Genomic DNA, 23,829 nt, shown 5'->3' with positions numbered 1-23,829 from the left:
AAGGTGATTGATTAAAAACCTAGCTGAACGCCTAACATGATAGTTCTGGGCTTTGGAAATGAGCCAAAGTCAAACCCCGGAGAAAATACATCTGATGTAAAATCAGGGTTATAACCTTTGTAAGACTGGAAGCTATACAGGTTCTGACAGGTAAGGTACACCCGAGCATTATCCAACCCTTTCACCAGACCTCTTGGCAATGTATACCCTAGCGAGACGGTGTTAATTCTCAGATAATCACCATCTTGCAAGAATCCCTTACGGTTAGAGTCTCTTTGGTTTCCATTAGGATCATCAGACACCAATCGTGGGATATCAGTATCTGTATTCTCTGGCGTCCAGCGGTCCAGGATATCTTCATGCCTGTTGATGTAATCGGTGGTAAGCATGAGATCTCTGTACATGCGGCTATTGATCTTGTAGCCTGAAGCGCCTGATGTAAATAAGGTAAAATCAAAGTTCTTATAACCAATGGAAACGTTAAGACCATAAGTCAGATTAGGAATAGCGCTGCCTAAATACACTCTGTCATCGGCATTTATAATACCATCGGCAGCATCAGGCACACCGTCACCATCAGTATCCACAGTAAGTTGATCCTTAAATTTGATGTCTCCCGGAGCTGTAGCTGCACTTTGCTCAGCATGCTCTAATAGTTCTGCCTCACTCTGGAAAATGCCGAGCACCTCATATCCAAAATGCTGACCTACTTCACTTCCTACCTCCGTTTTTGATCCGGCGCCGTAGATCGGCTCATCGTTTCCTCCTAAGGAAAGTACTTCGTTTTTCAGCGTAGAAAGGTTGGCTGATATATCAAAATTCCAATCGCCACTATGTTTATGATAGCCAAGCACAAACTCAAAACCGCGGTTTCGCATACTACCTGCATTTACCGTAGGCCTGAAGTTCACGGACCCTACGGTAAATGGAATAGGTACTCCTACCAAAAGATCTTCTGTTTTACTATTATAGTACTCAGCTGAGAAGTCAACCTTGCCATTAAATAAGGATACGTCCGCCCCAATGTTGGTAGAAGTTTTCACCTCCCACTTTATCCTTTCTGAAACCACGCTGGTTTGCAGGCCGCCTATGACCTTTACACCATTAAAGTTATAGGGAATGTTAGAGTTGATGTATGGAGAATAGAGGTAGTCACCAATATTTTGATTACCCAGTTGGCCATAGCTGGCTCTAATTTTCACATCGTCAATGAAGGTAGGCATCTTCAGGAAGCTCTCATTGGAAAGCCTCCAACCTAGTGCTATGGATGGGAAATTACCATATCTATAATCCGGTGCGAAACGTGAAGAACCGTCTCTTCTAATAGTTGCCGTTAATAAATATCTGTCATCATAATTATAGTTAATTCTTCCTAGATAAGATGAAAGCACACTTTCGCTTTTACCTCCCGACGCTGATTTATTAGAACCACTGTTTAAAGTAGGGAAATATGGCTCTGTAAGATTTTCAGTGTGGCCGAAAGCATCATAAAAACTCACATTTTGATACATCTGACCAACCAAAACATCTAATGTATGCTTCTCGAGCTTTAAACTATAATTAAGTGTATTTTCCACAAGGCCGGTGGTATAAGTTCTGTTTCCCTCATCCATTTGAGCATTTTCAAGGTTAAAGAAATAACCCAAATCAAAAGCAGGGATAAAAGAGAAATCATGAGCCACTGTTTTATCATAGCTGAGATTCAACTTGTATTTCAACTTATGTTTGTCATTATCTATAAGTGCCAGCTCTCCATAGCCAGAAGCGAGAATACGGTCTACATCTGTATAATTTTCAAACATGCTGTTGATACCAATGGCATTCAGCGAAATAACATTATGAATTTCTGCTTCAGTACCTCCATATCCACCAACATTGTTGTCATCATAGATTTTTTGGGTTGGCACGGCCTCCACCAGATCAATAATTAATGGTGGACGACTACCCTTGAGCACTGTAGAATTATAAGTCAGGGTATTTTCATGCGAGTGTGCATAATAAAAGGACTGACCAAATTTGAAAATCCCTTTTTCAGTAGTGGTATTTATTCTGGCAGAGTAACGTTTGTAGTCAGGTCCGTTTCCGACAAATGTGCCTTCATTATCGAAATAATCTAAAGAAACGTTATAAGTCATATTCTGACCACCGCCAGAAAAATTGATATTATGGTTTTGTCGTGATCCGGTTTTCAGCCCTTTCTCTTGCCAGTCTGTATTTACGTCATCAATAAAGACCGGTGAGTTAGGATCATTTCCTGGCAACAAAGACAAGCCGGCATTAGATCGCACTTCGTTGACAATCATCTGATAGTCTTCTCGCTCTAATACTGGTATGATCTGCCAAACTTTATCAATGCCGTAATAGCCACTATAGCTCACTTTTAAAGGAGTATTTTGCTTTCCTTTTTTCGTGGTAATAATGATCACTCCGTTGGCGGCACGAGATCCATAAATTGCTCCTGCTGAAGCATCTTTAAGTACCTGCACAGATTCTACATCATTTGGATTGAAATCTCGAGGCGATGTACCAATAGGCACGCCATCAATAACATAAAGAGGTTGAGCATTACCGAATGTACTAAAACCCCGAATTCGCACGCTGGGTGCAGCTCCTGGCTGACCATCGCTATTCACCTGCACTCCGGATACTCGACCCTGTAGTAGCTGAGACACATCACTGGTAGCAAACTTTTTCATTTCGTCAGCATCCACAATACCCACGGAGCCGGTGATATCAGATTTTTGCTGCGTACCATATCCCACCACCACCACTTCTTCCAAAGAGGTGAAATCTGAGGCTAAAGAAACATCTATTTGAGATTGCGATCCTACTTTTACCTCCTTAGTGGCAAAGCCGACAAAAGAAAATACCAGCACATCATCAGATGAAGCTTGTAAAGAATAGCTGCCATCAGCTCCTGAAACAGTGCCTTCAAGCGTACCCTTAATGACGATATTTACTCCGGGTAGAGGTTCGTTTTCATCAGCAGAAAGAACTTTACCGCTGATGAGCTTATCATTTTGTGCCCAGGTGGGTAATGATAATAGTAGCATAATCACCATTCCGAGTAGCCTTATGCTAATGCAGCCGAAACGATGCCTAAACAGTAAGTGTAATTTTTCATTCATGAGTAGATAGGTTTAGTTTTTATTTAAGTGTATTTTTCACATTTATTTAGATAAAAAAATTTAGTTTGAATGTTTAAAAGCAGGATCTCATAAAGTCATGTACCTATATGAGAACCTGCTGTTGACGATTTTAATCATATCCGAAGTTCTGCCCCAAATTGATATTGTTATTGATTTCCGTCTGTGGAATAGGATAAAGCTTTTTGTAATCAGCACTGGCTGAATGAGACAACCAAGATTTGGTAGTATACACTCCAAATCTGATCATATCTTGTCTTCTGCGGCCCTCCTGGTTAAACTCCCAGGCCAGCTCATCTAAAAAGCGTCCGTACTCTACATCGGCACCACCTTCTGCGGTAGTCTCCAAGTGGTTTCTAAGGCCATAATCATACACGCTTCCTTGCATTAGCTGATCACCGGTAACGGTAGCTTTGGAGGGATTAGCCTTGAAGCTTCTCTCTCTCACCTGAGATACTATCTGAGCTGCTTCATCAGCTTTACCGTTTCTTAGCAGACACTCAGCTTTCATCATGAGTACATCTGCATATCTGAATAATGGAAAGTCATTATTCAGAATATTGGATGAGCCTACTTCTATTTCAAACTTGCCAAAACGATAGCCATGAATTTCTTCTGATTGATCTACTCCAGGTAGCTCATTAATATAGGCCAAAGGCTGGCCGCTTGAGGCTCCTAACGTTCCCATAAGCATTTCTCCACTAGCGGAGTACTGCTGCCCATAGATAAAGTTTTGAGTCAGTCGGCTGTCTTCGGGGTCAAATGTATCTATGAACTGTGGAATGGCACACATACCACCCCAAGGGCTAAAGAGCAGTTTATAAGTGGCCTGATTTGCCGGTTGTAAAGATTGCATATGTACATCAAAAGCATTCCAATCGGTGGTGTATGTTTCATCTATAGGAAGCGCGAAAATTATTTCCTTTGATCCTTCGTTTTCTGTTACAAAAACATTTTTCTGATCAGGCTCCAAGATATAGCCAGCGCCAGAATTAATCACAGCATCACACGCCTCTATGCATTTGCCCCACTGCTCGATGCCTGTGTAAACTTCTGCATTTAGGTAAATCTTAGCTAATAAGGTATAGGCCGCCCATTTATTAAACCTGGCATAGGTGGTGCCATCGTTTGCCTCGCTAAGCATATCTATGTTATCCAGTATTTCCTTCACTACAAACTGATATACCCCTTCTCTACTTTTCTGCTCAGGTAAAAAGCCTTCAGGCACATCAAAGTCTGTAACTATGGGCACATTTCCATACAAATCTATAAGAATGTAATAATATGAAGCCCTTAGCACTCTGAGCTCTGCCAAGGTAGAAGCCGCATTTTCACCTAAAGGCAAAATGTCTGATTCTATCTGATAAATAACTCTGTTACAGTTAGTAATACCTGCATAAGTTCTATTCCAGCCTTGGAATACATTATCTTCGAGAGCTGTCCAATTATGTTCATGTATCCGTCTGTAAACACCACCATCTACCCAGCCATTAGGGCGTGCGGGTATCACTATCTGGTCTGCAGATACTTCCTGACTGCGCCATACACCATTCCATAGCAAAAAGGTCTGTCTCCAGGCCACATAGGTAGATCCTACAATTGAGGCAATCTCCTGCTCAGTGGTGGGTGTAAAATCTTTGGAAACTATATTATTGAAGCTTTCATCTTCCAGCTCAGTACAAGAAAAAAGGGCTGTAATTATGAAGATACTAGCTATAAGTGTTTTATGATTAATTAACTTTTTCATTGAAGTATGCTTTAGGCCCTAGAAAGAAATATTAAAACCAACGGTGTAGGTACGAGAGGTGGGATATTTATCTCTACCGTCATTACCGGGATCCAGCCCCAAACGATTCACTTCAGGATCTATGCCACTATAGCCAGTAAATACAAAAGCATTTAGAGCTGAGGCATAAATACGTGCTCTCTTTATGAAGTTATTACCAATGGCTGGAATGTTATACCCCAGGGTAATATTATCGATCTTCCAGAAGTCTCCATCTTCTATATAGTAGCTGTTATATTCTAAAGGTGCGGTTAGTGCTGCCTTACCAAATACCGGGTCAGTAGAAGAAGCCAGTCTATTGTAGTTTTGAATGGTAGGATTTTCATAATACATGCGCTGGAAATTGAGAATCTGGTAATCAAAAGCTCCCCGCATGGTTATAGACAGGTCTATGTTTTTATACCGGAAAGTATTATTCCAACCTGCATAATAGTTGGGCAAACCGTTTCCTAAGACCTGCTTATCTTCTTCAGCATGAGTGAAATCAGCGTAAGCAACTCTCTCACCCTCAGCATTTTCGTAAATCCACAAACCATCTTCACCTACATCCACCACTTTAAAACCGTAGAAATTGCCAATATCCTCACCCACCTCTACCCGGTGAGTATATGTCTGGATCGGCTCACCGGTGGCTCCCGTTACAAACCAGTCATTAGTAGCTTCATACAAGTCATTAGATAAACTCTTGAGGCTATTTTGGTTAGTAGAGAAATTAAGAGAGGTAGTCCATTCAAAATCCGGAGTTTTTATAGGCACAATGTTCACCAATACCTCCAATCCCTTATTTTCCATCACTCCCACATTAGCGCGGGTAGTATTGTAGAGGTTTGGCGGGCTGGGCACAGCGAAATCATACAACAGGTTATCAATATTTCTGATGTAATAGTCTACTGATCCGTAAACCCTGCCCTTCAGTAAACTAAAATCTATCCCATAATTCTGTTCTTTTTTCTCTTCCCACTGAAGATATGGGTTAAAGTTTTGTGAAGGTGAAAGTGTAGGCACCCATGAACCATTGAAATAGTAGAAATTATTATAAGACAATAATGCTACCGCTCCGAAAGGCGCTGAGTTTTGGGAACCTGTAACACCATAGCCAGCTCTTAACTTTAGTAGTTCTACTATATTGCTTCCTGAAAGAAATGACTCATTAGATATTTTCCAGCCTACTGATACCGCCGGGAAGGTTCCCCATGGATCTTCTGTACCCACCAACTGACTGGCCGCCTCATGACGAAGGCTGGCCATGAACAGATATTTATCTTCATAAGAATAAGTTACCCGACCAAAAAAGCCTATTAAGTTAGTTTTAGAAGTGAAGCCATCTATAGGTACATTTACTTCCCCCTCTCTTATAGCCTGACCTTGATCTATATTATGGTAGCTGAAAATATCAGTAGGAAAATCCCAGTTTTGCATCCAATAATCTCTATAGTAGAAATCCTGGTAGCTGTAGCCCGCCAAAACAGAAATATTATGATTACCGAAAACCGTAGAATAGTTGGCCGTAAGCTCCATTAATCTATCCTGGGTTTCTCTGGTGCCATTAGATACAAAACCATTTCTGCCATCTCTTAAAGTAGAAATATGATGCTTCGATTCGGCATAGCCTCTGGTTTGATTGTATCTGTTTACTGAAAAATTAGATTTAAGCTCTAGGCCTGTTACGGGCAAATAGCTTACTGAGGCAGTATACCTTACATTTTGAGATCTGTGCTCGCCATCCGATTCATAGATTCTTCCCAATGGGTTTTCATAATTAAACAAACCGGTTTGCTCATAGTAATAGCCGTCATCATTATAAATAGGCGAAGTAGGATTATAAAGAAGTGCTTGTCTGTAAGTGTAACCGTTGAAGCTGGCCCCATCTCCAGTACTAGTGAAGTTATTCGCTGAGCTTAATAGACCTAAGTTAAATTTAAGCTTATCATTAAACATGGCGTGGTTTATATCGATACGCCCAGTAAAGGTTTGATTATCAGATTTTAGGAAGATCCCCTCTAGATCTCTATAGTTGATATTAGCCAAGTAATTGGTAGTAGTATTTCCTCCCCGATAAGTAAGGTTGTGCACATGGCTGAAAGGTGTTTGAGTGATTTCATCCAACCAGTCCGTTGAACTTCCAAGATCCCACTGAGCTGCCCTGTCGCCTGCTGCTATCTGGGCTTGATAGTCACCGGCGGTTAATAACTCTGGTTTTCTGGTGATCTGCTGAGTACTGAAGCTCACCGAATAATCCAGTCCATTCAGGCTTCCGCTGGCTCTTTTAGTGGTGATAAGAATAACTCCATTGGTACCTCTGGTACCGTAAATGGCCGCTGCGGAGCCATCTTTCAATACACTGATGGAAGCAATATCTTCTGGTGGCACGGTTTTGAAATCTCCAGGAATTCCATCTATAAGTATGAGCGGACTTACGTTAGTTCCTAAAATTGTACTTTGCCCTCTTAGTAGTATCTGCGTCCCGGAGGTAGGATCACCACTAGGCATAGAAACGGTGAGTCCAGCTACCTTGCCCTGAATAAGCTGGCCCGCATCTACCACATTTCCTTTTATAAATTCATCATCTTTAACGGCGGCGACAGAGCTTGTAACATCAGACTTCAGCTGTTTACCATATCCTAAAACCACCACCTCATCCAACGAGGTAATGTCAAGCTCTAGTTTCACATCCATGGTAGTCATATTTCCTACCGGCAACTGTTTGGTAACAAAGCCTACGAATGAAAAAACCAGCACATCATTATTGGATACCTGGATAGAATAAGTTCCATCCACACCTGTAACGGTACCTTTAGTGGTACCCTCAATCAGGACATTTACACCGGGCAAAGCCTCATTCTCTTCTGAAGACGTTACTTTTCCTGTAACAGTTCTAACATCCTGAGCCTGAAGCTCAGACACACAGAGCAGCACCAACACTCCCATTAGATAGGCTCCCCTTCGGAGAATAGGAATGAAGGAAAATTGTAGTAGTAGAGTTTTTATCATGGTGTTAGGTTTAGTGATAAAATATTAAGTGTATTTTATACATTTATAAATAACTTAAAGATTTATCATATAATCAAGTACTTATTGAAAATATTTTATGTGTAATCGATTGTAATTATGATTATTGATAATCTAAATCGATTGATATTATAACTTTTAGAAGATATTGGTAAGATTAGGGTGATTAGTGTCAGATTACGTCAAAGGTTCGTCAATCTCTGTATTAAATGAATATTTCTGTGTTTTACTGGTTTTTGAAGCTCAGATTTAATTTTTTTGTACCCTAATGATCAACCAGTACAAGAACGAGGATAAAACTCTATTAGCGGTAGACTGTATAATTTTTGGCTTTGATAACGAAGAGTTAAAACTATTACTTATCAAAAGGGATTTTGAGCCGGAAAAAGGTAAATGGTCTCTTATGGGTGGTTTCCTTAAGCAAAATGAAACCCTCAACGAAGCTGCCAGCCGCGTTCTTACTCACCTCACTGGTTTACACGATGTATACATGGAGCAGCTCTACAGCTTCAGTGAGCTAGATAGAGACCCGGTGGAAAGGACCATTTCAGTTGCTTATTTCGCTTTGATCAATTTGAATGATCATGATAAAGAATTAACGGAGAGCCATTCTGCTAAGTGGTTTAGCTTAAAAGACATGCCGAAGCTTATTTTCGATCATGATGCCATGGTACAGCATGCCATACGCAGACTACGATACAGAACAGCCACTCAACCCATTGGTTTTGAGCTTCTTCCCGAAAAGTTTACTATGAGGCAACTACAGAAATTGTATGAAGCCATCTATGATCAAACACTGGATAAAAGGAACTTCACTAAAAAGATCAATGGAATGGATTTACTCCTAAGGCTTGATGAAAAGGACATGACCTCTTCCAAGAAAGGTTCTTACCTGTTCAAGTTTGATGAGCAAAAATACAAGGAGAAGGTCATGGACGGTTTTTCTTTCAAAGTTTAAGACTCTGAAACCTCCATATTAGAAGCTATCAGCTCAAAATCTTCCTGCCCTATTTCTACAAAGCCTGACATTAAAGGGTGTCCCCATTTATTTTTCAGTGGTATAAAGTTTAGCTTATCTATTAATGGCTGAATGTCCTGATCTGACGTTTTCACATATTCTGCTTTACGCCTCCAGGGCTTAAAAGTATCAGACACCTCAGTTTGAAAAGGCTCATCATCCATAATTTTGGCTATGGCAGTAAATTTTTGATAGGGCTTTGTATCTCCATTTTTCTTCTTTGAGGCATAGAAAATCACATGGTCTCCTTTAGACATTCTGTTAAGGAAAAACTTATTCCCATGCCCGGACTGTACAAACCCGGCCTGCTTACCACGCTCTGCATGATCTTTTGATACAACTATTATAAAATTCTTCATATGCTTGGCGGATAAGTTAATAAAGATCCTTTCTAAAACTAAAGTAAGAATGAACATTTTTTTACACGTGCAGAAAAGAATTTTGTATTCCATAAAATATTTGTATAATTGTAATGTGCAATCGATTGCACATAAATCAGAGAGATATGGCGCACAGATTACTAAAAATTCATCCTAAGGATAATGTTCTGGTGGCACTAGATGACCTGAAAGCAGGGGAAACAGTGCAATATGAGGGAAAAGACATCACATTAATTCATGATGTACCCGCCAAGCACAAATTTGCACAAGTAGACCTTCATGAAGGTGATAAAATACTTATGTACGGTAATCTGGTGGGTAAGGCAGTGGAGTTGATACCTGAGGGTGAAGTACTTACCACCGCTAATGTAAAACATGAAGCCTCTGGCTTTACGGAAAGGACAGGTCAGTTTCAATGGTCTGGACCTGATGTGAGTAAATGGGAAGGCAAAACATTTATGGGTTATCATAGAGCTGATGGTCAGGTAGGTACAGCCAATTATTGGCTGGTAATACCTTTGGTCTTCTGTGAAAACAGAAATGTAAATACCATCAAGCAAGCCTTTATGGATGAGCTTGGCTTTGGCCATCAGGATGTATATAAGTCATATGTACAGCAAATGGTAGACCTTTACCAGTCTGGCAAAACAGCAGAGATAGAAACGCTGGCCTTTCAGGAAACTGAACTTGCCCAGCAAACAAGGCTATTTGAAAACGTAGATGGCATTCGCTTTTTGACTCACGAAGGTGGCTGTGGCGGCATAAGACAAGACTCTGAAATGCTTTGTGGCCTATTGGCTGGATATATTAATAATCCTAATGTGGCCGGTGCAACCGTACTTAGCCTGGGCTGCCAAAATGCACAGATCAGCATTTTGCAGGAGAAGCTTAACAAAATCAATGCAAACCAGTCTAAGCCCGTTATCATTTTAGAGCAACAGCAGGAAGGTACCGAGCAGGAAATGCTGGCTAAAGCCATTAGAAAGACATTCCTGGCATTGGTTGATGCTGACAAGCAAAAGAGAGAACCAGCACCTCTCAGCAAGTTGGTTATTGGGTTAGAATGTGGTGGATCAGACGGTTTCTCTGGTATATCTGCTAACCCTACTGTAGGTCAGGTGTCTGATTTTATTGTGGAGTTGGGAGGAAAATCTATTCTTTCAGAGTTTCCGGAATTATGTGGCGTGGAGCAGGAATTGATCAATCGCTGCGTGAATGATGATATAGCCACTAAATTCTCATCGCTTATGAGGGCTTATGCCCACGCTGCTGAGGCAGTTGGATCAGGCTTTGATATGAACCCTAGCCCTGGAAATATTAAAGACGGCCTTATAACCGATGCTATTAAATCAGCAGGGGCAGCAAAGAAAGGAGGTACATCACCGGTAGTTGACGTTTTGGATTATACTGAATATGCTACCAAACCGGGCTTAAACCTGCTTTGTACCCCAGGAAATGACGTTGAGAGCACCACAGCCATGGCTGGTTCTGGCGCTAACATAATATTATTCACCACCGGTTTAGGTACACCTACGGGAAACCCTGTGACCCCGGTAATCAAAGTATCATCCAATACTAAATTAGCTGAGAAAATGCCGGACATCATTGATGTAGATACAGGACCTGTCATTGCTGGTGAGAAAACTATTGAAGAAATGGGAACAGTTTTATTAGATCATATCATTGAGGTCGCCAGCGGAAATGTTAAAACCAAGGCTATGCAATTAGATCAGGCTGATTTCATACCCTGGAAGCGAGGTGTTTCGCTTTAATTTACATCGATCCATATTGAAAAGCCACTCTGTAAAAGGAGTGGCTTTTTTTATGACAATCCTTTAAAAGCCTTTTTTAGATTGGGTTCATTGATCAAGAATACTTACCTCTCCTATTCAGCAATATCTTCATTCCACAGCTTAGGATTTTCTTTGATGAAGGTGCTCATCATTTCGATGGTTTCACTATCATTTAAAAGTACTACCTCCACCCCTTGTGATTCCAGAAAGGGAATATTGCCTTCAAAATTTACATTCTCACCAATTACTACTTTCTTGATCTTAAATTGAAGAATAGTCCCGGTGCACATCATGCACGGGCTCAAAGTGGTATACATGGTGGCTCCTTCATAAGAGCTCTGTCTGCCAGCATTTTGTATGCAGTCCATCTCGCCATGAAGAATGGGGTTATTTTGCTGAACCCTCTGATTATGCCCCTGTCCTAAAATCTGCCCGTCTTTCTCCAGTACTGCTCCAATAGGAATTCCGCCCTCATGGAGGCCTTTTTTGGCCTGGTTTAATGCTTCTTTATAAAAATCCATATATAAATAATTAGGGGTATCTCGTTTGAAATACCCCTAATTTATTAGAATAATCTGTAACCTATGCCTAATTGGTAGACCGAATTTCTTACCGGATCATCATAATAGTCGTGATCATATATGTCTGATAAGCCAAAGCAATGTCTCAGGTTAAAATGCATTTTATTAAAATCAAGCCCTAAACCTAGATTAAGACTTACCACAGTTCCGTTCATATTACCTTTCTGATCAGTAATTTCCACATGTCCATCTGATTTATCTTTGAACTTGGCAATGGCCAAAAAGCCCAATTGAGGACCTGCTTCCAAATAAAAAACTTTACCTACATGATATTCTAGCATTAAAGGAACATTTAAATACACATAGTTACGCGTGTAAGTATGTCCATTAGCCTCCCATCTCGACCCCTGAAATGAGAATAACAATTCAGGCTGAAAAGCAAACCCGTTGGATAAGTTGATATTCAAATAGCCGCCTAAAGTTGGCGCTAATCTGGCATCTGCATGATGTGTTCCATCTTTGGAAACAGTAGTTGCAATGTTTAAAGCCGCCTTTGCTCCACCAGAAACTTGTGCCTGACTGGTAGAAATACATACTATAGCTATGAAAGCTGCAAGTAAGGTTCTTTTCATTTTAAAATACGTTAGTTGGTTTTATCGTTAGACCATTTATTGATCTGCCCATGTTAATTGTAACCCCGAAAAAGGAACTACTTAAAAAATTATAAACCCATTGGTCTCTCAAAGGTTATTACATGTAAATCAACCCAGATTATCTTGACTTCTTTGATCATTTACATCGTAGTAATCATAATCTCTACCATAGTAGTTTGGAAGAGCAGTGACTTGTTAGAAACCAGCTCTCAAAAGCTTGCCTCCTACTATAAATTACCTGAGGTTGTCCAGGGTGCCATCATCACGGCCATTGGTTCAAGCTTTCCAGAATTATCTACCACTGTGTTATCTACGTTAATTCACGGTGAGTTTGAACTGGGTGTGGGCGCTATTGTAGGATCTGCCATTTTTAATATTTTAATGATACCCGCACTCTCGGGCCTGGTATCTAAAAAGCTTGACGCAGACCGTATTCTGATCTATAAAGACGCTCAATTTTACATTACTTCTGTTGCCGTTTTGTTGTTAACTTTTTCCTTGGCGGTGATCTATAATCCGGTAGAAGGCAAAGAACTGGTAGGCGAAATGACCAGATCAATTGCGCTAATACCGTTGCTCTTGTATGTGCTTTACATCTTCCTACAACAGCAGGAAACATCTGATTATCAAAAGGAAGGAACGGACGATCATGACGTTAGTGATATAAAACCTGGCAAAGAATGGTTGAAACTTCTGGGTAGCCTGGTACTGATTGTGGCTGGCGTAGAGGGGCTGGTGAGAGGCTCATTATTTCTGGGAGAATATCTGAATACCCCTAGTTTTTTCTGGGGTATCACGGTAATAGCAGCAGCCACTAGTATACCAGATGCTTTTGTAAGTGTAAAAATGGCCAGACATGGTAAAGGTATGATCAGCTTGGCCAATGTAATTGGCAGCAATATTTTTGATTTATTAGTTGCCATACCGGTAGGTGTACTTATTGCGGGAAGTTCTGAAATTGATTTTGCTCTGGCCGTGCCGCTCATGCTATTTCTTACTTTCGCAACCATTTTACTCTTTGCTATGATGCGCACCAAGCTGGGCATCAACCATTTAGAGAGTTGGATATTACTGATAGTCTATGCTCTGTTCGTTTTATGGATGATTCTAGAAACCTTTGGAGATATGTCCTGGCTAAGAGAAAGTCAGGCAGCTTAACCTGCGTATTCTTTTAGTTCATTTTTATTTGTTTTATATTTACTCGTCATGCATAACATTTTTTCATTATGAGTAACATTACCTATTCTTTTAAAATCCTTTGGTCACAAATAGACGCTAACCAACATTTAAGACATTCTGCTTACGCGGATTTTGGAGCCCAGGCTCGTGTGCAAGCACTACAGAACATTGGCTTTGATATGGCCACTTTTCAAAAATTAAAAATAGGACCAATCTTATTCAGAGAAGAAATGATATACCTGAGAGAAGTAGCCCCTAATGATATCATCACCATTACCGCAGACCTGGTTAAATGCAGACAAGACGGCTCCCGCTGGAGCATAAAGCATGAAGTATTCCGCAGCGATGGCGTGAAAGCTGCCCAAATTAATGTAGACGGCGCCTGGCTCGACCTGGTACAACGCAAACTAGCTGTTCTTCCGGAGGAGCTGGCGGAGAAGTTTATGACTCTTCCGAAGGATGAGGAGTTTGTTGTTGGGTAGTTGGTTATTGGTTATAGGTTATTGAGTTATTGGTTATTAGGTTATTTAGTTATTGGGTTATTGGGTTATTGGTTATTAGTTGCTCATTATGGTTTTAATGCCTACATCTAATTACTTAGTACTCAATACTCAGGTCTATTTACTCAATACTCAAATCTATTTACTCGATACTTAAATCTATTTACTCAATACTATTCACTAATAAGACTGATAGTTATTGCAGCCGTTGTAGTCTATTGGTGCTTCGGTTGTTTCCAGGTAATTAACTATGGCTTCGGCGGTGGTTAATTCCTGAAGGTTGGCTCTTTCGTAGGGGAAGAAGTTATCAAATACGGCTGGGATATAGTCGTTTACTCCGATTTTAATGGAATCTGTTTCTGGCATAGGCTGGCCATTCATATCTATTAGAGCAAATCCTGTATTATCGGTTCCAAAGGTAAGTCCGCTAACGTAAAAGCCCTGGTTGCTTTGGACAAAGAAATTTTCCAGTTCCTTTACTGACATTTTGAAGGTAACGCATTTATTACCAAATGGATCCATATCAAATACTTCTCCTGTGGTAATATCACCAGCATCAAATACAGATCTTACTCCACCTGTGTTTTGTAAGGCCATATCGGTGCCGAGGTAAGTCATTAAAGCATCTGTATAAAAACAGCCCATAGCACTTTTAGGCATGTTGTTTTGAGAATATCCAACCACACTATCAAGGTTTACTCCTGCCATAAAATCATCTATTTTATTCTGTAACTCCTGATCAATATTGTCTTCTTTATCTAATTCAATGAAGGTAGTGCTACTACTCAATATTTCACCATCCATTATCACCAAATTCAACTTACCAAGAAGACTAAAATTAGCTCCAGCTTGCACCACAGGTGTTCCGCCTATTTTCTTATCTATTTTTTCATGAGAGTGACCACCAACAATGAGATCAAATTCCTTATGCTCGTTGGCGATCTTAGTGTCCACCGAAGAGCCCAAATGCGTTAAGAGCATATATAAATCAGCCCCTTCATCTTCTTTCAATGTCTCATATTTTGGCAATTCATTCTCAAATGGCGTGAACTTTAGATCAGTTACTCTCCACGGGTGCGTAAGAGGAATAGTATCGCCGGGTTTACCGTTTGTTTCTACCACACCTAATACCGCTATTTTCAAATCTTCCAATGTCTTTATGGCATATGGTTCTGTTTGAGGCAACACGGACTGTTGTACATCCATGTTTGCACATATCCAACTAAATTGCGCCTGAGCCATGCGATCTTTTAACGTTTCTATACCATAATCAAATTCATGATTACCCAACACTGCCACATCTACTCCTATCTCATTGAGCATATCTACCATAGGTAAACCTTTGGGATCGTATTGATCCACCACAGGGTTTCCAGAAAATATATCTCCAGCACAAACCACTAATACCTTTGACTTTTCTCTTTCTTTATCAATGATGTATTTTGCTTTGGCGAAGTTTTTAATCTCGCCGTGCATATCGTTCATGAAGAAGATGGTGAGAGAGTCGTTTACTTCTGTGCTATCCTGTGGTTGGGGATCATCAGTTTTATCTTTTTTGCAACTGAAAGCAGAGAGGAATGCAAATGATGAGATGATTAATAAGTGCTGTAATTTCATGATAGTTTGAATATAGACCAGCAATGATGCTGATATTTAATTAAAGCTGTATATAAAACGTTGTTAATTAATTCTTAACATTTACTAAAGTGCGCCGGTCATCTTATCTAAAACCCAACTAGCCTTGGCTCCGGTCTCTGCCGTGCTGTTGCATACTCCATGTCCTAATAAATCTGCCACCACCTGCTCTATCAACGGCTGCTGAATATGCTCGGGCATCGTAAACTGTAGAGTGCTTCTTCCCTGCTCTGTAGTCACTATGACATCAGTATTATCAAAAGTGGCAAACTCTATCTTTCCTTTGCTGCCGATTATGGTAGTAAGCTCTTTTTCAGAGGCTTGAGATGCATTAAAGCACCAACTACCCACCCCCAGAATACCTGATTCAAACCTGAATGTACCAGTAGTTACGTCATCAGCTTTTGTACTTTGTGACTGGTTAACGGAGTAGCCATGTGCGTCGTGCATCGGGCCTAATAAAAAGTTCATAAGGTCCATCTGGTGAGAGGCTAGATCATGGAAATAGCCACCTCCGGAAACATCAGGATCCAAACGCCATGGATGAGCTGTTTGAGCTACCGTGTCGGTGTTTGATGCCTTGTACATTTCAATACTAACGGTTCTAACATCACCAATTTCACCGTTATCTATCAATTCTTTTACTTTTAAGAAATTAGGTAGTGCTCGTCTGTAATAAGCCACATATAATGGTAAATCAGCCTCAGTAAAAACTGAGATCATTTCCATACATTCGGCATACGTACGGGCCATGGGTTTTTCCACATAAACTGGCTTTCCGGCCTGAGCCGCCTTTATGGCTAGTGCTGCATGAGAAATTGGTGGGGTAGAGATATAGATAGCGTTGATTTCAGGGTCGTTGAGGAGCTGATCAACATCTGTATACCATTTCTGGATGTGATGGCGAGAAGCATAATCTTTTATTCGCTCCTCGTTCCGACTCATAACGGCACCTATTCGTGAATTAGGGATCTTATTCATGGCAGGAGCGCTCTTCTTCTCACACACGTCGCCGGCTCCTATTACTCCCCAAACTACTTCTGAATCAACTATCTTTTTCATGTGATTATTTTAGCATTGGTACACCTCTCTTACAAAGCTGAAGTGCCAGACCCCATGGATCTCTCATCATGATCAGGTGTGAGCCATCTTCCATTTTATCATTAGTAAGCTCAATCGCACCAGCTTGCTGTAGCCTCTGGCTATCTTCATCTGGATTTTCAGAAACAAAGGCCAGGTGAACGATTAGTGGATGCTGATTAGCATAATCTGGCACTACGGCCAAGGGATTACCATATATTTCAATCATTATTTGTCCGCTATCATCGGCCAGAAAAGTCATGTATGGGCTATCTTTCAGCTGTTTTACTATGGTCATTCCCATATGCTCCACATACCAGTCTGCCATGGCTAATGGTTCTTTCACGTTTACAGCAAAGTGTTCTAATTTCATTGTTAAAGGTTCATAATTCAGGTTTAAAACTATAGATAAAATAGGTGGAGTGCAATAAGCTTTTCATGTAAACTAATAATGCTTATAAGGGTGGGATTTGAGATGTTTTAGTGGCTAAGCAGGGCCTGGTCAGTCGGTAGTTTTGTTGGAGATAACTCCAACAAAGGCTGATGGTTTTGGTGGAGATACGTTGCTCGTAGAAGATAGTAGTTTCGTTTGTGGGGACACAAACTAGGGCGACGGGGATGTTTTAGTGGCTAAGCAGGATGGGGTCAGTCAGTAGTTTTGTTGGAGATAACTCCAACAAAGGCCAAGGCAGGGAGATTCGATGGAGAGAGCTTTAACTTATGATGGATAGTAGGTTCGTTTGTGGGGGCACAAACGAGGGCGAAAAGGCAAATGTGGTTGCTTTGCTTTTGTGAGCCTCAGAGGAAAAATTGGTGATACATAAGAAAGCCACCCCACTTTCGTGGGATGGCTTTTTACAAACTCCACAACTGTAATCTATTCCTTCACAATCATTCTTAGGTAGGTATGTCCTTCGGTTTTCACCTGCATGATATAACTACCTGGTTTGAAGTCGCTGATGTCTAACGTGGGCTGAGCTGAGGTGGCTTTTACATTCATCACCTCTACTCCTATAATATTCACTATTCTAATCTGCTCATCGCCTTTGTACTCAGGGATGGTAACGGTAATCTGATTAAGTACAGGGTTAGGGTAAGCGCTGAACTCACTTTCTAATACAGCATCATTTACACTACTCGCCTTTCTGGAGCTACCTGAAATTTTTCCGATACCTACATTGGCTACAACCACTGATGGTACTTGTGAGGTACTGTTTAATGATGAGCTGTAAGAGTATGGAATGTAAGCATTACAATCATAAGGCTCTTCAACATCTCCTGACAATGCCCAGGTCACATTATCAAAGATGCTACCTGATTCATCAACGCCTCCAGGATCATCACTGTAGGCTGAAACTATTGGGTTTTGAGAGTTTTTGAAATAGTTATTTTCTACTCTCAAACAGGCTCCCATTCTTGAGTTCAATCCGGTAGAAGCTACACCAGAATAGTAGTTATTAAAAAAGTGGCCATTTCCAAATCTGAACAGTGGCATTCTGGAATTACAATTATCAAAATAGTTATGGTGCGCAGTAATCTTCCTGTCGTAGTTATCACTATCACTGCTACCTACGAGCATAGTTTTCCAGCTGTCATGCAGGTAGTTATATGAGTAGGTGATATACTCAGAGTTTTTCTTAGCATCTAGCAAACCATCATAGTAATCTTTACCAACTCCTTGATATTCAGCATAAAGCTCACAGTGATCTACCCAAATGTGATCAGCAGGACCTTCGATACTTATGGCATCTTTATCACCAATGTTCACATGGTGCACTGCCACATTCTGAATGATTATATTTCCTGCTTTGTAGATTTTAATACCAATACCATTGAATATACCTCTAGAGCCTACTCCTATAATGGAAACATCTCTCACCTCTTTAACATCAATTTTTGAAGCTGATGTGTTTGAAGATGTAATGGTACCATTTACGAAAATGATGAGTGGCTGAGTGATCACTCCGTCTTTCTTTTGATCAATCGCGTTCAGGATACAATCTCCTGTAGAGCAAGTTACAGTTACACCACCCTGACCACCAGAAGTACCTCCGGCTTGTGTGGCCCAGCCTATGATATCATAGTTGGCATCACCGCCATTGCCGCCACCTCCGCCTCCATTGTTACCGTTTACAGTAACAGTGAAGCTTTGGGTGCTAGTACATCCCTGACTATTGGTGTAAGTAGCCGTGGCTGTGCATGAACTTGAAGGGCTAACCGTTTGCTCACGGGAAGAGCCTGATGTACCACATCCGCTCCAGCTCCAAGAACCACCGCTGGTAGGCTGAGGACCAAATTTAACAGATGATCCTGCATTAATAGTTACACTAGATCCTTGCTGCCAAGAGCCTCCATTCACTTGAAGATAAGGCGTAATCGAGGTTGGTGTGCAACCTCCTCCGCCTCCTCCACCACTGCCACCATCACTGATTTCAATCCAGTCTATGTCAGCGCTTTCATTACCTGCATTGGTACGAAGAATGATCTGATTACTACCGCTACTCAGTGAAGCTGAAAGAGAGGCTGTAGCAAAAGAAGAACTTGAGGTAACGGGCAGATTTAATGTTTGCGATGAGCCATTTACTATTATACTTACTGATGGGTTCATGCTTGATTTACGCGTATACCTTACAGTAAGCGTATGGCTGCCACTAGAACTGGCATTATAACTCCACACAATTTGTTTACCCTGATCGTTAGAAAGGTTAATAGCTTTACCATTGCTGGCGGCGCTATATGATTTCAAAGAACCGTCATACGAGACAGTACCTGCGTCTGAATCCTCTATTCTGGTAGTAGCAAATAGAAGATCGTTGGTCTCTGTGCTGTGCTTTGCTTTTTCTACGGATGCAAATCCGGGGAAGAAAAGCATAGCTAATAACACAGTAGCCAACCATGATTTTTTGTTTGTAGCGTTCATTTCCATGTGTTTAGATTAAACATAATGGGAATAAATGTACCAGTACGCATATGATTAGAAATGCCAAATGTATGACCGTGGGTTGAATGAAGTGAATGGAGGGTGCACACATGAACAGAAGTGCCATTCACCAATTTCAGTAGTTTTTAGAGTATTTGGTAGGAGAAATACCGAGGTGTTTTTTGAAGGTTTTGGTGAAAGAATTAGGCGAACTAAAACCAGTTTTGTAGGCTATTTCAGCTATTCCCAGTCTGCCTTCTTTGAGTAAATCAGATGCTTTTCTTATTCGGTATGCGTATAGATATTCTGAAGGTGTTTGGTTAGTTAGGCTTTTCAGCTTTCTAAACAGTTGACTACGGCTCATTCCCAAATCAAAGGCCAGTGCCTCCACGCTAAAGTCAGGATCTGTATAATTTTTTCTAATAACGTCAGCTAACTTTTTCAGGAAATGATCATCTAATGGATTCTCCGTAATCTCTATTTCGGTAGATTGACCATTATAATGTTTCCATAATCTTCTTCTATTCTCTATCAGACTATAAATCTGTGCCTCCAATATGGCCAGGTCAAACGGTTTTACTACATAAGCATCGGCTCCAGAACCAAATCCTTCCAACTGCTGATCGGTCATGCTTCTTGCCGTGAGTAAGATCACAGGGATATGGTTTGTATCCACATTTTCCTTCACTTGTCGGCACAGTTCCAATCCATCTCCATTAGCCATGGTTATGTCAGTAATTACAATATCAGGCGCCTCTTTCAATATGATATTCCATGCTTCTTCGCCGCTAGCGGCTATATCTAGAAAGAACTTATCTGAAAAGGTTTCAGCTAACATGTGTAACAGCTCCTGATTGTCATCAACAATTAAAATCTTGTAAGCTTCATTCGATAATTCTCTTTTCTCAATCTCGTATTCTCTTTTAAAATCACCTTCAATAAAGCCTTGAAATTTTAGGACACCTGGTTCCCGCTTCACTTCATCATCACCGTAACTTTCGCTACCTATTGGTAGGCTCACGGTGAAAGTACTCCCCTTTCCCTCTTCACTTTCCACCTGAATTTTCCCTTTATGCAAGCTCACCAGGTTGTAAACCAATTCTAGTCCAATTCCACCTCCAGGCTGCAGGGTATTCACTTGATAATACCTATCAAAAATATGCTGAAGATTAGCCTGGCTTATACCCTTTCCTGTATCGCTAATGCTAAAAGTTAAATTGTATGCATCAGCCTCAATAGTTAAGATAATCTCTCCACCAGATTGAGTATATTTTAAAGCATTGATAATCAAATTATTAAACACCTTTTCCACCTTATCTACATCTAATAAAGCTTCCTGCTCCTGATTAAAAATCTGCACCTTCAAATCCACACTTCTACTTCTTGCATAATCTGAATAGGGCATGATAAGCTGATCAAAAAACTCCTTTACCTTTACTAACTGTACTTGCAGCTGCATGGCTCCATGCTCGATCTTTGTGAAATCAATAAGCTGGTCAGTAAGATTCAGTAGTTTCTTGGCACTGGCATGCGCCATTTTCACATGGCTGGTTATGGACTCATCCTTATAAGTATTGAGCAACCTCTCTAGCGGTGTCATAATTAGTGTTAATGGCGTTCTCAATTCATGAGAAATGTTGGTAAAGAAATTGATTTTCAGATCGTTCATTTCTGAGACATGACTCAGTTCCATGTCTTTCAATTTCATTTTCTGATGATATTTAACGCGCTGGGCAATCACCCAATATACCAGAAATACGATTGCGGCTAACGCTATTGCATATAAAAGCTTGGCCCACCAGGAAAGCCATGGCTGTGAGGCTATTTCAATTTCCAGACTTATGAGATTATCCGTCCATTTGCCATCTGCATCGGTAGAGAAAACCTGAAAGGAATAAATGCCAGGTTCAAGATTAGAATAGGTTACTGTATTTTTGTTACCAGCCTCAGACCATTGATTATCCAAGCCCAGAAGTCTGTATTTATACTTCAAAGCACCAATATCACGATAATCTAAAGCTGAGAATTCCAGAGAGAGTAGGTTTTGATCATAAGGCAACTGGAGGCTCTGATTATAGAAAGCATCTTTTATGACCAATTGGCCATTCGCCTTTAAGGCATTAATCACCAATGGTGGCGTGAAATTTTCAATGTTAATTTTCTGAGGATCAAAAAGGTTAAAGCCGTTATTTCCTGCCATTAACAAAAATCCAGACTGGAGTTTTATGGCGGCATTTTTCTCAAACACATTTCCCTGAAGGCCATGATAGCTATTGAAATTTCTAAACTCTTCTATGGATGGATCATATCTTGAAACTCCCTTATTAGTGGTAAGCCATATTTTACCAGCATTATCTTCCAGCACCGAAAAGATAGTGTGGCTCGGAAGTCCATTTTTAATTGTAAAATACTGAAAATCACCTTTTTCATAACGGTATAAACCTGAGGACTTGGTGCCAATCCAAATGTTAGATTTGCTGTCCTGATAAAGCTCCCTTATGGTGGCATTGGCGAGATCATTGGTATTAACATGTGATAAACTGTCTTTTTGAATAAAATACTGGTATAACCCATGACTATTGGTGCCCAGCCAGAAAGTGCTCGAATTATCCCAAAGTAGCTTTGAAAATTTAACATCAGCCTTATCAAAAAGTACCTGAGAGGATTTAAATCTGGTAAAATCCAGATCCTTAGTATATGTGAATAATCCTGCCGTGGTACCTACCCATATTTTATCAATCCCTTCTGCAATTGATATGACTTTGGGCAAATTAAAATATTCACTCATCAGTGTTTTGGGATCTAACTTATTGATACCCTTTTTATGACCAATCCATAGTTTTCCCTCACTATCGCAGAATAAACTCTCAATTCTGCGTACCTCCTCACCATTCTGAAACACCTCCACTTTTTGATAAGTACTCTGGTTAGGGTTGAACCTGACCAACCCAGCCTCTCGTGTTCCCAACCAAATTTGACCTTCATTATCCTCAGCAACCGATATTATAAAGCTTTGATTTTCCTGTTCATCTAGCTCATAGTGACGAAAGATCTGCCCTCTTCTATCATGAATAAATAGACCGCCAAACTTAGTAGAGACCCAAATTTGGCGGTTTTGATCTTCCATAACATCAGTGATATAAGCACTACTGAGGCCTGTGATGTGTTCTGGAATTTTAAAATCAGACTGAGAAACACCATTTTCTGATGTTATCAGCTTACCTGTGAGAATGCCATAAGTGGTGGTTCCGATCCAGATCATATTGTCTGAACTTTTAAGAATTTTCACCACGCCGACCTTGCCATTGTTGTAAACTCCACTATTCTTAAATTCTAGTCTTTGTACCTGTAGGTTACTATGATTCAGGATATTGACTCCATTATCTGTAGCCAGGAGCAGATCTCTATTGTCCAGCTGCACAATTGAGTGTACCTCGTTGTCGCTTAAAGCAAATGGTTTATGATTAGATGATTTCCATTGTTTGAAAACTGTAGGAGAATTATAAAAAAGGCCATTTTTAGTACCTATCCAGCATGACACAGAATCTTCCCAAAGGAAAGACAAGACTGTTTCACCTTTTAGCTTCTCAGTAATGGAGTGCTTTTCCTGCTTGTAATTATAGCCTGAGTCTGATTTTGTAACTGAATATTGAAATAAGCCTGTGGCATCTCCCACCCACATTTTGTCCTGTTGATCTCTAAAAAGCATGAAAACCTCATCAGAACGACCGGTAGGATTGGTGAAACGGGAAGACTCCTGCTGTAAAATATTGAGCCCATTTTCAGTGGCTACCCAGATATTACCGTATGCATCTTCATTAATATCATTGATGTAATTCGAGGCGATATTTTCAGAAAACACCTCGTATTTACTGCCATCAAACTTGCAGAGTCCTTCAGATTCGAGCCCCATCCAGATAAAGCCTTTGCTATCCTGATAGACACAGCGAACGTTATCTCCGGAGAAGTTAAACCCCGCAGTAAAGTTTCTAAACTGGTAGTCATTATTCTGGCTATGAGCCTGAATTACAGCAAATAGCAAGATAACTATGATATGGATAATATGACTTCTCATTACTTCTAAAAGCATATCAACCAAACGCTAATGACTATTCTGTCATTAGAAAAATCTAGCGAGCCAACTTAAAGAAGTGAGAATAATAGATCCGTCATCGAAATAAGGCGTACCTTAAAATCAATCACATACTA

At 40.4% G+C, this 23,829-nt stretch carries 15 protein-coding genes; 4 read left to right on the top strand and 11 right to left on the bottom strand.

Annotated features, from left to right (window positions below):
- Nucleotides 1-11 precede the first annotated feature (11 nt).
- The 3 genes from LVD16_RS09370 to LVD16_RS09360 form a co-directional block, all read right to left on the bottom strand.
- Nucleotides 12-3,128: a SusC/RagA family TonB-linked outer membrane protein gene (locus LVD16_RS09370; protein ID WP_233773672.1), complete on the bottom strand. Its 3,117-nt coding sequence runs from the start codon at nt 3,126-3,128 to the stop codon at nt 12-14.
- 130 nt (nt 3,129-3,258) lie between these two features.
- A complete protein-coding gene (locus LVD16_RS09365) occupies nt 3,259-4,893 on the bottom strand; it encodes a RagB/SusD family nutrient uptake outer membrane protein (protein WP_233773671.1) in 1,635 nt (544 codons plus the stop codon).
- An 18-nt stretch (nt 4,894-4,911) separates the two neighbouring features.
- Entirely contained in the window at nt 4,912-7,923 is a 3,012-nt protein-coding gene (locus LVD16_RS09360; protein ID WP_233773670.1) for a SusC/RagA family TonB-linked outer membrane protein, read from the bottom strand.
- 286 nt (nt 7,924-8,209) lie between these two features.
- Here LVD16_RS09360 and LVD16_RS09355 point away from each other — a divergent pair, with 286 nt between their 5' ends.
- Complete coding sequence (locus LVD16_RS09355) at nt 8,210-8,899, top strand: NUDIX hydrolase (RefSeq protein WP_233773669.1); 690 nt, start codon at nt 8,210-8,212, stop codon at nt 8,897-8,899.
- On the opposite strand, the gene LVD16_RS09350 is transcribed toward LVD16_RS09355, so the two are convergent.
- The gene (locus LVD16_RS09350) at nt 8,896-9,318 is read right to left on the bottom strand and encodes an EVE domain-containing protein (protein ID WP_233773668.1); all 423 of its coding nucleotides are present in this window, start codon (nt 9,316-9,318) and stop codon (nt 8,896-8,898) included. The two genes, LVD16_RS09355 and LVD16_RS09350, sit on opposite strands and share 4 nt — an antisense overlap.
- 146 nt (nt 9,319-9,464) lie before the next feature.
- Here LVD16_RS09350 and LVD16_RS09345 point away from each other — a divergent pair, with 146 nt between their 5' ends.
- Nucleotides 9,465-11,111 (top strand): UxaA family hydrolase, encoded by a 1,647-nt coding sequence (locus LVD16_RS09345; protein WP_233773667.1) that lies wholly within the window; start codon nt 9,465-9,467, stop codon nt 11,109-11,111.
- A 113-nt stretch (nt 11,112-11,224) separates the two neighbouring features.
- Here LVD16_RS09345 and LVD16_RS09340 read toward each other — a convergent pair whose 3' ends face one another.
- Nucleotides 11,225-11,653 carry a nucleoside deaminase gene (locus LVD16_RS09340; protein ID WP_233773666.1) on the bottom strand — a complete coding sequence of 143 codons (429 nt, stop codon included), beginning with the start codon at nt 11,651-11,653 and terminating at the stop codon, nt 11,225-11,227.
- 44 nt (nt 11,654-11,697) lie between these two features.
- Nucleotides 11,698-12,285 carry a porin family protein gene (locus LVD16_RS09335; RefSeq protein ID WP_233773665.1) on the bottom strand — a complete coding sequence of 196 codons (588 nt, stop codon included), beginning with the start codon at nt 12,283-12,285 and terminating at the stop codon, nt 11,698-11,700.
- A gap of 144 nt (nt 12,286-12,429) precedes the next feature.
- Between LVD16_RS09335 and LVD16_RS09330 the strand changes: the two genes are divergently transcribed.
- Together LVD16_RS09330 and LVD16_RS09325 are read left to right on the top strand one after the other, a co-directional pair.
- Nucleotides 12,430-13,464, top strand: coding sequence for a sodium:calcium antiporter (locus LVD16_RS09330; RefSeq protein WP_233773664.1), 1,035 nt, complete (start codon nt 12,430-12,432; stop codon nt 13,462-13,464).
- Nucleotides 13,465-13,532: 68 nt separating this feature from the next.
- A complete protein-coding gene (locus LVD16_RS09325; RefSeq protein WP_233773663.1) occupies nt 13,533-13,967 on the top strand; it encodes an acyl-CoA thioesterase in 435 nt (144 codons plus the stop codon).
- Between the two features lie 198 nt (nt 13,968-14,165).
- On the opposite strand, the gene LVD16_RS09320 is transcribed toward LVD16_RS09325, so the two are convergent.
- The 5 genes from LVD16_RS09320 to LVD16_RS09300 all read right to left on the bottom strand — a co-directional run bounded on the left by LVD16_RS09320 (nt 14,166) and on the right by LVD16_RS09300 (nt 23,710).
- Nucleotides 14,166-15,602 (bottom strand): bifunctional metallophosphatase/5'-nucleotidase, encoded by a 1,437-nt coding sequence (locus tag LVD16_RS09320; protein ID WP_233773662.1) that lies wholly within the window; start codon nt 15,600-15,602, stop codon nt 14,166-14,168.
- Nucleotides 15,603-15,686: 84 nt separating this feature from the next.
- A complete protein-coding gene (locus tag LVD16_RS09315) occupies nt 15,687-16,682 on the bottom strand; it encodes a Gfo/Idh/MocA family protein (protein ID WP_233773661.1) in 996 nt (331 codons plus the stop codon).
- A 4-nt stretch (nt 16,683-16,686) separates the two neighbouring features.
- Nucleotides 16,687-17,073: a VOC family protein gene (locus tag LVD16_RS09310; RefSeq protein ID WP_233773660.1), complete on the bottom strand. Its 387-nt coding sequence runs from the start codon at nt 17,071-17,073 to the stop codon at nt 16,687-16,689.
- Between the two features lie 504 nt (nt 17,074-17,577).
- The gene (locus LVD16_RS09305; protein ID WP_233773659.1) at nt 17,578-19,620 is read right to left on the bottom strand and encodes a pectate lyase family protein; all 2,043 of its coding nucleotides are present in this window, start codon (nt 19,618-19,620) and stop codon (nt 17,578-17,580) included.
- Nucleotides 19,621-19,756: 136 nt separating this feature from the next.
- Nucleotides 19,757-23,710 (bottom strand): hybrid sensor histidine kinase/response regulator transcription factor, encoded by a 3,954-nt coding sequence (locus tag LVD16_RS09300; protein WP_233773658.1) that lies wholly within the window; start codon nt 23,708-23,710, stop codon nt 19,757-19,759.
- Between the last annotated feature and the right edge of the window lie 119 nt (nt 23,711-23,829).

Source organism: Fulvivirga ligni, from assembly GCF_021389935.1.
GTDB lineage: Bacteria > Bacteroidota > Bacteroidia > Cytophagales > Cyclobacteriaceae > Fulvivirga > Fulvivirga ligni.
Note: the sequence above shows the minus strand (reverse complement) of the source record. Positions and strands in the feature narration are given on the sequence as shown.

Excerpts from the sequence above, each read along its gene's own strand:
- LVD16_RS09315 (WP_233773661.1), bottom strand. The coding sequence starts at position 16,682 with ATGAAAAAGATAGTTGATTCAGAAGTAGTTTGGGGAGTAATAGGAGCC.
- LVD16_RS09310 (WP_233773660.1), bottom strand. The coding sequence starts at position 17,073 with ATGAAATTAGAACACTTTGCTGTAAACGTGAAAGAACCATTAGCCATG.
- LVD16_RS09360 (WP_233773670.1), bottom strand. The coding sequence starts at position 7,923 with ATGATAAAAACTCTACTACTACAATTTTCCTTCATTCCTATTCTCCGA.
- LVD16_RS09370 (WP_233773672.1), bottom strand. The coding sequence starts at position 3,128 with ATGAATGAAAAATTACACTTACTGTTTAGGCATCGTTTCGGCTGCATT.
- LVD16_RS09345 (WP_233773667.1), top strand. The coding sequence starts at position 9,465 with ATGGCGCACAGATTACTAAAAATTCATCCTAAGGATAATGTTCTGGTG.
- LVD16_RS09325 (WP_233773663.1), top strand. The coding sequence starts at position 13,533 with ATGAGTAACATTACCTATTCTTTTAAAATCCTTTGGTCACAAATAGAC.
- LVD16_RS09305 (WP_233773659.1), bottom strand. The coding sequence starts at position 19,620 with ATGAACGCTACAAACAAAAAATCATGGTTGGCTACTGTGTTATTAGCT.
- LVD16_RS09355 (WP_233773669.1), top strand. The coding sequence starts at position 8,210 with ATGATCAACCAGTACAAGAACGAGGATAAAACTCTATTAGCGGTAGAC.
- LVD16_RS09350 (WP_233773668.1), bottom strand. The coding sequence starts at position 9,318 with ATGAAGAATTTTATAATAGTTGTATCAAAAGATCATGCAGAGCGTGGT.
- LVD16_RS09365 (WP_233773671.1), bottom strand. The coding sequence starts at position 4,893 with ATGAAAAAGTTAATTAATCATAAAACACTTATAGCTAGTATCTTCATA.
- LVD16_RS09340 (WP_233773666.1), bottom strand. The coding sequence starts at position 11,653 with ATGGATTTTTATAAAGAAGCATTAAACCAGGCCAAAAAAGGCCTCCAT.
- LVD16_RS09320 (WP_233773662.1), bottom strand. The coding sequence starts at position 15,602 with ATGAAATTACAGCACTTATTAATCATCTCATCATTTGCATTCCTCTCT.
- LVD16_RS09300 (WP_233773658.1), bottom strand. The coding sequence starts at position 23,710 with ATGCTTTTAGAAGTAATGAGAAGTCATATTATCCATATCATAGTTATC.
- LVD16_RS09335 (WP_233773665.1), bottom strand. The coding sequence starts at position 12,285 with ATGAAAAGAACCTTACTTGCAGCTTTCATAGCTATAGTATGTATTTCT.